Origin of the sequence: Rhodococcus sp. NPDC060086 (genome assembly GCF_042730275.1) — a bacterium.
Classification (GTDB): domain Bacteria; phylum Actinomycetota; class Actinomycetes; order Mycobacteriales; family Mycobacteriaceae; genus Rhodococcus.
The window spans coordinates 91120-99981 of sequence record NZ_JBHWWZ010000015.1 but is presented as its reverse complement, the minus strand read 5'-3'; the positions used below and the strand labels follow the sequence as shown (position 1 = coordinate 99981).

The following is an 8862-nucleotide window of genomic DNA, read 5'->3' as shown; positions in this document are numbered from 1 at the left end:
GTGGGGGGGGGGGGGGCCCCGGGACCCCTACGGGTTGGGGTTGTTTTTGCTACTGCAGTTTTTTCCTTTTGGGGGGGGGGGGGGGGGGCCGTTTGGTGGGTTTTTTGTGATTATTGGTTTTTTTACTCCGGGCCTTAATTATCCCTGGGTTTTTTTTTTTTTTTTTTTTGGTGGCCGCCCCCCCCCTCCCCCGCCCCCCCCCCCCCCCACTCCACACTTTCTCAGCCGTACACCTGCGCGTAGAGGTCGCGGATCTCGGCGTCGGTCGGGATCAGGGGGTTGTTGTTCGGCGACCCCGAAGCCAGGGCCTGCTCGGCCATGAGCGGGATCAGTTCGTCCCACTCGGCTTTGCCGATGCCGTAGACCTTGGGCGTCGGGACCTGCACATCGCGGCACAGTTCGCGCAGCGCTTCGACGAGGTTGTTCGCGGCGGTCGTGTCGTCGTCGGTGAGTGTCGCGACCCCGAGCGCGCGGGCACAATCGGCGTAGCGGGCTTCGGCGGCGCCCACGGAGAACGCGGTCACTGCAGGGAAGAGCATTGCATTGGACAACCCGTGCGCCACATGGAAATGCGCGCCGATCGGGCGGCTCATGCCGTGTACCAACGCGACCGACGAGTTGGAGAATGCGATGCCGGCCTGGGTGGCGGCGAGCATCATCTGTTCTCGCGCTTCGGCATCGGTGCCGTCGGTATAGACCCGTCGCAGCACCTTCCCGATCGTGCCGATGGCGATGAGCGCGAGGCTGTCGGAGAACGGATTGGCCTTGCGGCTGACGTAGGCCTCGATGGCATGAGTGAGGGCGTCGACACCGGTATCGGCGGTCAGACGCGGCGGCATCGACAGGGTCAGTTCGTAATCGATCACCGCGGCGACCGGTAGGAACGCCAGGCCGGGGCACAGCATCTTCTCGTCGTTGGCACTGTCGGTGATGACGGTGAACTGGGTTGCTTCCGAACCGCTTCCGGCAGTGGTGGGTACGGCGATGATCGGCAGGGCAGGTCCGACGTTGTTGCGTGGCGCCTTGTAGTCGCGCATCCGTCCGCCCTGTCGCCCGAGAATGCCGAGGGCCTTGGCGGTGTCCATCGGACTTCCGCCACCGAACCCGATGACCGAGTCGGCGTCGTGTTCGGTGAGCGCGGAAACGCCTGCGTCGAGGGAGTCGGTGGTGGGGTCGGGCACAGCATCGGCGAACAAGCGGGGTGTGGCGCCTGCGGCTTCGAGGTCGTCGAGCATCTTCTGAGCGGCGCCGGTACCGACCTGGAACGAATCGGTGACGACCAGCGGACGGGACAACCCGAGGCTCGAGACGACGTCGCCGATGTCGCGGACGGCTCCGCCGCCGATACGCATGATGCGGGGGAGCGCGATGGGTGCAGTCATGTTCGGATCATGCCAAAACCGCCTTCCGGACGATACGTCTCCGGGGCGAACGGTGTCAGTTGCTGTCGGGCGACGTCCCCGGACGCGTTGGTGCACGGACCTGCTCGGCGAGCGTGCGAAGCTTGGACTCCGATTCCGAACCCGGCTCGGTGGTGTAGATGAACAGGGTCTGATCTGCTTCGCCGGTCACGTCGAGCGCTTCGTAGTTGACGTCGATGCGGCCGACGAGCGGGTGTTCGAAGCGTTTGATTCCGTCGCGACGCTCGACCACCCGATGATCGGCCCACCATGTGCGGAACTCGTCGCTGTGCTCGGACAGGTCGTCGACGAGCCGGGTGAGCAACTGGTCGTCGGGGTGGCGTCCTGCGTCGAGACGCAAGGTGCCGACCATCGACGACGCGGTCTTCTCCCAGTCGACGTAGCGTCGTCGGGCCTCCTCGTCGAGAAACACCCATCGGAGGAGGTTGCGGTCGCGGGCCGGTTTGGCAGGGAAGTCGGTGAGCAGGAGCGCAGCCAGGTTGTTCATGGCCAGTACGTCGGTACGACGGCCGCGGACGAACGCAGGGTGGTCGGTGAAGGACGTGAGCAGCCTGTGCAGGGACGGGCGCACGCGCTGGACGGTCGCTGCGGGAGTGCGCCGCCGCGGGGCTGCGACGGTCCGTGCGAGGTCGAACAGGTGCCGGGTGCTGAGGTCGTCGAGTTGGAGCGCGTCGGCCAGAGATCGGAGCACCGCTTCGGACGGACGTTTGTGGCGGCCCTGCTCGAGTCGGGTGTAGTAGTCGGTGCTCACTCCGGCGAGGGCCGCGACTTCCTCCCGTCGCAGTCCCGGAACCCGTCGTCGTGCTCGTCCACCCTCAGCGGGTGAAACGAGTGCACGCCTGACCTTGAGGAACTCACCGAGTTCGCTGTCTCCACTCAACGAGAACAATCCTCCGTTTCGGTACCTGCCCCATCATGCGCCAGTCGTCGCCTGTGCGCTTTGTCTGCGGTACTCGTGGCGTCGGGGGACCGATCCTGGGTATGGCATTCCCAGGATCAGCTGGGCCCGCTCCACGCCGATTTCGGGCCCGGGCTGCTGTTGAACTGGACGGGTCCCATTCGTCGACCCGGAGCGATCCATGTCTGTGACCACCCAGCCGACACCCTCTGCCACACCCGAGCGTAATCCGCTGCTCGAACGACCCGATGTACGTCCCGCCGGGGTGCGGGATGTTCTCCGCGACGTGGGCGCTCACTACGCGGCCAACGGTGTGATCGGCTTGATCTTCTCCGCGTCCGGCCCGATCGCGGTGACCTTGGCGGTCGGAGCGGCCGGAGGCCTGACCGCCGCTCAGCTGGCCTCGTGGGTTTTCGGGATCTTCCTGTCGGCCGGACTCGCCACCGTGGCGATGTCGCTCGTGTACCGTCAGCCGCTCGGTTTCGCGTGGTCGATCCCCGGAACGGTCCTGCTCGGTCCGTCACTGCAGCATTTGTCGTTTCCCGAGGTGGTCGGGGCATTCTTCACCGCCGGGGTGCTGATCCTTGCTCTCGGCGCGAGTGGGATAGTGCGCCGCATCATGGCGGCGATCCCGATGCCGATCGTGATGGCGATGGTGGCCGCGGTGTTCCTGCGCTTCGGCACCGACATCGTCACTTCCACCCGCGACAACCCCGTTGTGGCCGCTCCGATGGTGTTCGCGTTCGTCGCCCTCACTGCGATTCCGGTGCTGGGCCGGTTCGTGCCCCCGGTGCTGGGGGCACTCGTGGTGGGCGTGGTCGCGGTGCTGGCGAGTGGCCAGTTCGCGTTCGATTCCGACGGTCCGCTGTTCGCCAGTCCGGTGTTCACTGCTCCCGAATTCACCTGGGCAGCACAATTGGAGTTGGTGGTACCACTGGCGATCACAGTGTTGATCGTGCAGAACGGCCAGGGCATCGCCGTGCTCCGTGCGGCGGGGCACCGTCCGCCCGTCAACGTGTTCGCCGTGTCGTCGGGGCTCTTCTCGGTGCTCAATGCGGGATTCGGAGCCGTGTCGGCGTGCGTGACCGGCCCGACCAATGCCCTGCTGACGTCGTCGGGTGAGAAGCATCGCCAGTACACCGGCGCGGTCGTGTACGGCGTGCTCTCTCTGGTGTGTGCGTTGCTTGCACCCACGCTGGTTCGGTTCATGCTTGCGACGCCCGAGGCGTTCGTCCTGGCACTGGGTGGGATCGCGATGATCAAGGCGCTGCAGCAGGCGTTCGTCACGGCATTCGCGACCACCTTCACCCTGGGTTCGCTGGTCACGTTCGTGGTCACGATCGCCGACCTGAATCTGTTCAACATCCACGCCGCATTCTGGGGGCTTCTCGTCGGGTATGTCGCCTCACGACTGCTCGAACGCGATGACCACGACAAAGAAGAATCTTGATGCGGTTTCGGCAGCGTCAATTACCGGAGCTGCGCACGGGGGGCACGCTGTCGGTCGACGGCACGATGGAATGCGCGAGGGCCTGGACCAGGAACTCGAGCTCGGGTGTCGGGGTCGTGCCGGTGCGCACGACACCGCACACCGGCACCCTCAGTAGGTGTCTCTTCTCGCGCATGAACTTGAGCCCCTTGCTCGGGGTCTCGGACGCCGTGCTGGCGAACAGCACCGTCCAGGCACGCGGGTTGGTGAGGACCTCGAGTGTTGCGGTGTGGTCGCTCGCGATCGCCGGACCGAGACGGACGCGTCTTCCCACCTCGACGAAGGCGTCCTCGATGACGCGGTGGAGCAGGACCTGGCTGTTCCGGGGCGGGAGGAGCAGCGGGTAATGGGCCAGTTCACCGATGTCGACGGTCGAGAACGCAGACAGTGGATGGTGGCCCGAGGTGACGACCACCAGGTCCTCGATCCCGAGCCGCACGGTTTCGAGCCCCGGTCGGTCCACCTCCCCGCGGATGAGGGCGAGGTCGGCTTCACCGGAGGCGACAGCGTTGACGCGGTCGGTGAAGTCCTTGATGACGAACTCGACGTCGATGTGGGGGTGTCGCTCGCGAACCTGGGAGATCGCGTCGAGGCTCTGCGTCGCGAAGCTCATGTTCGCGGTGATCCGGATGCTGTCGCGAGGTTCGGTGGCCACCTCGAAGGCGCGTGCTTCGAGGCTGAGAACTTCCGATGCGATCGGCATCAGCCGCAGGCCGGCAGAAGTGAGCTTGACCGATCGGGTTGACCTGTCGAAGAGGCTCGTGCCCAGTTCCTGCTCCAGTTTCGCGATCTGGTGGCTGATCGCGGACTGCGAGATGAAGCACCGCTGCGCTGCACGGGAGAAGCTGGACTCCTCGCCGACCGCGAGGAAGTAGCGTAATTGTCGGAAGTCCATCGAACCCCACTTATGAGCGAAACAGATAACAGTTTTTCGAATATCCCAGGTTACTGGATACCAACGTCCCTGGAAACCTAGGTTTGTAGTCATACAAGAACTTCAATGTGGAGGTATCGGCAGCATGGGTGGTGCAGACAAGGGAGAGACGACCGTCGTCGACCGGACCGAGGTAGTGATCGTCGGGTCCGGGTTCGGTGCCCTTGCCGTGGCGAAGAAGCTCGGCAAGGCAGGCACACCGTTCGTCCTCATCTCGGAGACCACCGAGCACTTGTTCCAGCCCTTGCTGTACCAAGTGGCGACGGGTGTCATCTCGCCCGGCGAGATCGCCCCCTCCGTCCGTGCCATCCTCGCGAAGTACCCGAGCGCCGACGTGCGACTCGGCCGCGTGGTCGACGTGAACCCCGACGACAACACCGTCGTGTACGAGGCGGCAGGCAAGCGCCACACCCTCGGCTACGAGCACCTGGTCGCCGCGACCGGCGCCCGGCAGGCCTACTTCGGCCGCGACGAGTTCGCCGACCTGACCTTCGCCCTCAAGACGGTCAACGACGCCGAGCGCCTGCGTCGCCAGATCATCCGCTGCTTCGAGGAAGCGCACATCACGACCGACGCCGAGCTCCGCAAGAACCTGCTCAGCTTCGTCGTCGTGGGTGCAGGCCCGACCGGCGTCGAGCTGGCAGGCCAGATCAAGGAGCTCGCTCAGCGCTACTTCGCGGAGTCGATCGGCAACATCAAGGGCGAGGACGTCACCGTCACGCTCGTCGAAGGCGCCGACAAGGTCCTCCCGCCCTTCGGCGGCAAGCTCAGCGAATACTCGAAGGTGTCCCTCGAGAAGGCCGGCGTCGATGTCGTTGTCGGCACCATGGTCACCGACATCGACGAGCACGGCGCAACCCTGAAGACGGCGAGCACCGGCGAGACCCGTCGCCTCACGGCCGAGACGATCATCTGGTCGGCCGGAATCCAGGCCAACGATTTCGCCGACGTGCTCGCCGAGCGCACGGGCTGCAAGACCGTCCGGAGTGGGCGACTTCTCGTCGACAACGACTTCACCGTCGGACGCGCCGACAACATCTACGCCATCGGCGACATGGTCACGCTCGACAACCTGCCGGCGCAGTCGCCGTTCGCGATGCAGGGCGGCAGGCACGTCGCGAAGCTGATCCTCGGCAAGGTGCCCGCGGGAACCGCGTTCCAGTACCGCGATAAGGGCAGCATGGCGATCATCAACCGCTTCCGCGCGATCACCCGCGTCGGCAAGATCGAACTCACCGGGTTCATCGCGTGGGTTCTGTGGCTTGCCGTGCACCTGGTGTACCTCGTGGGATTCCGTAACCGGTACATCGCGGTGATGTCGTGGTGCGGTTCGTTCCTCGGCCACCGTCGTCCGCACTTCTACTACGCACAGGAACTCGAACCGGCAGCCCCTGCAGAAGCGGAGAAGCCGGCCGATGCGCCGAAGGCGGATGCATCGAAGGCCGATGCGTCCAAGACGGACGCGGCCAAGCGCCCGAGCAAGCGGGCGAAGAGGAAGGCCGCGGCTGCGGCGCGCGTGCCTGTCCCGGTCTCGTAGGAGTTCGGCGCCCGCACGAAAAGTTCCACGAACGAGGCCCACGACGTGGCAGCAAGAGGTTCCCGGTCGTTGGACGTCGATGCCTTCGAGTGCGACGTTGGGCAGGTCGGGGCCGAGCTGGGCTGGACGCGAGGGCGACGATGTGGACGCACGTGGCGCCCCGGCTACTTCGTCTCGTTCGGGTGGCTGGTGTGGACCTGCTCCAGAAAGACCGTGCCCTCGTAGACGTAGTACCAGATGCGAGCGGTGCCCTGCGCCGTCGGCTTGTGCTGCCAGCGCTCGTGGGTCGCGCCGTGGCGCGAGATCGTGCCGAGCTCGCCTTTGAGTCGGTAGTTCGTCGCCGTGGTGACCAGGGGCGTCTGCGTGAGGAAGTCCCACGTCTCGGTCATCGGGTTGCGGATCGTCGCGACGAGGTCTCGCCATCCCTTCTTGGCGTCGGTGGTGGCGAAGCGGATTTCGTACTCGATCTTCTTCGGAGGACGGGGGACCAGCTCGCCTTTCTTGGCGGCGGCCACGATTACGGACGCTCCACGGTTTCGTCCTCGTCGAGCCATTCGAGGTCTGCGCTGCCGAGTCCCGCGGCGATGGCCGTGGCGGTCTCCTTCCATGACGTCAGCTCGGCGATCGCCAGGTGCGGCTGATTGGTGGAGAACGAGGCGCGCGCCGCGTCCACGAGGTCCTGTGCGCAGGACTCTCGGTCTGCGGGCGACAGGGCGAGCATCCACGGGAAGGCCTTGGCCATGCGTTCGGCGAGCGAGCCGCTGTCGTCGAGGGTGACGGTGATGAGCTGCGCGGCGAAGTTCAGCAGTCGTGAGCGGCCCTCGGCCTCGCGTTGCGACATCAGGACCAGTGCCTCGCCGTCGCGGCGGGTCACGGTGACGGGGTGGTCCTCGGCCTCGGCGAAGACCTCGGCGGAGTGCTTGCTCAGGTCCGAGGAGCGCCGGGTCCGGGCGGGGAGGTCTGCTGCGATGGCCATGGATTCATGGTATTCGGAACGTGTTCGGAAGTCTAATATGCGGGGTCGCGGCACGTCACGATGCTGATTGGCGAGCACGTATCGACGGGGGTTGCGGGTGTAGTCGGTCGCGCTCGACCGCGGAGGCCTTGGGCGCGCAGCCGATTGGGAAGTGTTCGGGCCGGTGGTTGCTGAGTGGATCGAGAGTGCACGGTGACCGCTGCGGTGGTCGTGCACAGCAACGATGTGGTGTGCATGCCGCGACTGGAAGACGAGAACCTGGACGAGAGTGCCCCGCGGCCCATGTGGATCGGATGGGCGCCGCAGCGGCTGCGGTATAGTTTTACACATGTCAAATAGTGAAGGTGCACGGTTGCCTCCGGAAGAGCGTCGATTCCAGATCCTCGATGTCGCCGCCGAGCACTTCGCCAGACATGGTTACGAGAGTGCGTCCATGAGTCGCATCGCGGCAGACGCCGGAATCACCCGGGCGCTCGTCTATCACTACTTTCCCAACAAGGAGACCCTGCTCGACGCCGTGCTGCGGCGGGAGGGTCAGACGTTACTGGAGGCGACGGCCCCGCAGGGTGGGACGTCGGTGAGCGACGCGCTCGGGCGAGCCCTGAAGGCATATTTTTCGCACTTCGCCTCGAGCGCAGGCGATCTGCGTGATCTGTATGCCCCCACGGCCGTGTCACCATCTGTGGTTTGGGAGATCGCCGCGTCCAACCACGAGGTCCAGGTCGAGCGGCTGATCGCCGCCACAGGCCAGAAGGACTCACCGTCTACCCGATTGGCGTTCTCCGCGTGGCTGGCATTCGTCGAGACCGCCGCTCGCGGCGCGGCGCAGAGCGGCGGCGTCGACACCGACGAAGTCCTCCGGCTCTGCCTGACCGTGTTCGAAGCATCGACCGGCCTCGATCCGGCGGCGCTCGACGCGGAAGTCACCACCACCCATCCGAACCAGGAGCAGATATGAAAATCGCATTGCTCGGTGCCACCGGCAACGTCGGCTCGCGCACCCTCGCAGAGGCGGTATCCGCAGGACACGAGGTCGTCGCCTACGTCCGGCGTCCCGAGGCCGTCCCATCCGGTCCGGGGGTGACCGTTGTGAAGGGGGAACTGGACGACGGACCGGCCCTGACCCGCGCCCTCGAAGGGAGCGAGGTCCTCATTGTGGCGGTTACCGGATCGATGAGGGATACGAGCTTCACGCAGCGCATGTACCCCACGGTGGTGAAGGCAGCAAAGGACGCGGGCGTGGCGCGACTCGTCGTCGTGTCCGTGTTCGGTGCCGGTGACACGGCAGGCAAGGCGTCCGGTATCGCCAAGCTGGTCTACCGTACTGTCTTGCGAGGGTTCCTCGGAGACAAGGCGAAATCCGAGAGTCTCGTCGTCGAATCGGGACTCGAGTGGACGCTCGTCTATCCGGTGAATCTGAAGGACGCGCCTGTGCGCGCCGAGTGGACCGCCGTCCCACTCGATCGGGTCGCGAAAGTTCCCGGGATGCCGACACTCCCGTTCGGGAATGTGGCAAAGACCTTGGTCGACCTGGCCGGCGGACGCGGAGGCTCGGGGAAGCGGATCCTCGTCACGACAGCAGACGGCTGGAAGTCTGTCTGAGATGC

Annotated in this window: 9 protein-coding genes; 4 read left to right on the top strand and 5 right to left on the bottom strand. The window is 65.6% G+C overall.

Annotation, left to right across the window (positions count from 1 at the left end; all coding sequences use genetic code 11):
- Positions 1 to 221: 221 nt before the first annotated feature.
- Both ACFWB0_RS11840 and ACFWB0_RS11835 read right to left on the bottom strand, forming a co-directional pair.
- On the bottom strand, positions 222 to 1382 hold the full coding sequence (locus tag ACFWB0_RS11840) for an iron-containing alcohol dehydrogenase (RefSeq protein WP_378490628.1): 1161 nt from the start codon (positions 1380 to 1382) through the stop codon (positions 222 to 224).
- A gap of 55 nt (positions 1383 to 1437) precedes the next feature.
- Complete coding sequence (locus ACFWB0_RS11835; RefSeq protein WP_378490627.1) at positions 1438 to 2301, bottom strand: helix-turn-helix transcriptional regulator; 864 nt, start codon at positions 2299 to 2301, stop codon at positions 1438 to 1440.
- Positions 2302 to 2500: 199 nt separating this feature from the next.
- On the opposite strand from ACFWB0_RS11835, the gene ACFWB0_RS11830 reads away from it, so the two are divergent.
- Positions 2501 to 3769 (top strand): benzoate/H(+) symporter BenE family transporter, encoded by a 1269-nt coding sequence (locus ACFWB0_RS11830; RefSeq protein ID WP_378490626.1) that lies wholly within the window; start codon positions 2501 to 2503, stop codon positions 3767 to 3769.
- Positions 3770 to 3785: 16 nt separating this feature from the next.
- On the opposite strand, the gene ACFWB0_RS11825 is transcribed toward ACFWB0_RS11830, so the two are convergent.
- Positions 3786 to 4703: a LysR substrate-binding domain-containing protein gene (locus tag ACFWB0_RS11825; protein WP_378490625.1), complete on the bottom strand. Its 918-nt coding sequence runs from the start codon at positions 4701 to 4703 to the stop codon at positions 3786 to 3788.
- 124 nt (positions 4704 to 4827) lie between these two features.
- On the opposite strand from ACFWB0_RS11825, the gene ACFWB0_RS11820 reads away from it, so the two are divergent.
- Positions 4828 to 6279: an NAD(P)/FAD-dependent oxidoreductase gene (locus tag ACFWB0_RS11820; protein WP_378490624.1), complete on the top strand. Its 1452-nt coding sequence runs from the start codon at positions 4828 to 4830 to the stop codon at positions 6277 to 6279.
- Between the two features lie 164 nt (positions 6280 to 6443).
- On the opposite strand, the gene ACFWB0_RS11815 is transcribed toward ACFWB0_RS11820, so the two are convergent.
- Entirely contained in the window at positions 6444 to 6833 is a 390-nt protein-coding gene (locus ACFWB0_RS11815; protein WP_378490623.1) for a hypothetical protein, read from the bottom strand.
- The gene (locus ACFWB0_RS11810; protein ID WP_378490622.1) at positions 6797 to 7255 is read right to left on the bottom strand and encodes a prevent-host-death protein; all 459 of its coding nucleotides are present in this window, start codon (positions 7253 to 7255) and stop codon (positions 6797 to 6799) included. The genes ACFWB0_RS11815 and ACFWB0_RS11810 overlap by 37 nt, the downstream gene beginning before the upstream one ends.
- Before the next feature lie 328 nt (positions 7256 to 7583).
- Between ACFWB0_RS11810 and ACFWB0_RS11805 the strand changes: the two genes are divergently transcribed.
- Together ACFWB0_RS11805 and ACFWB0_RS11800 are read left to right on the top strand one after the other, a co-directional pair.
- Positions 7584 to 8213: a TetR/AcrR family transcriptional regulator gene (locus ACFWB0_RS11805; protein ID WP_378490621.1), complete on the top strand. Its 630-nt coding sequence runs from the start codon at positions 7584 to 7586 to the stop codon at positions 8211 to 8213.
- A complete protein-coding gene (locus ACFWB0_RS11800) occupies positions 8210 to 8857 on the top strand; it encodes an NAD(P)-dependent oxidoreductase (protein WP_378490620.1) in 648 nt (215 codons plus the stop codon). Before ACFWB0_RS11805 ends, ACFWB0_RS11800 begins: the two co-directional genes overlap by 4 nt.
- The last annotated feature ends 5 nt before the right edge of the window (positions 8858 to 8862 follow it).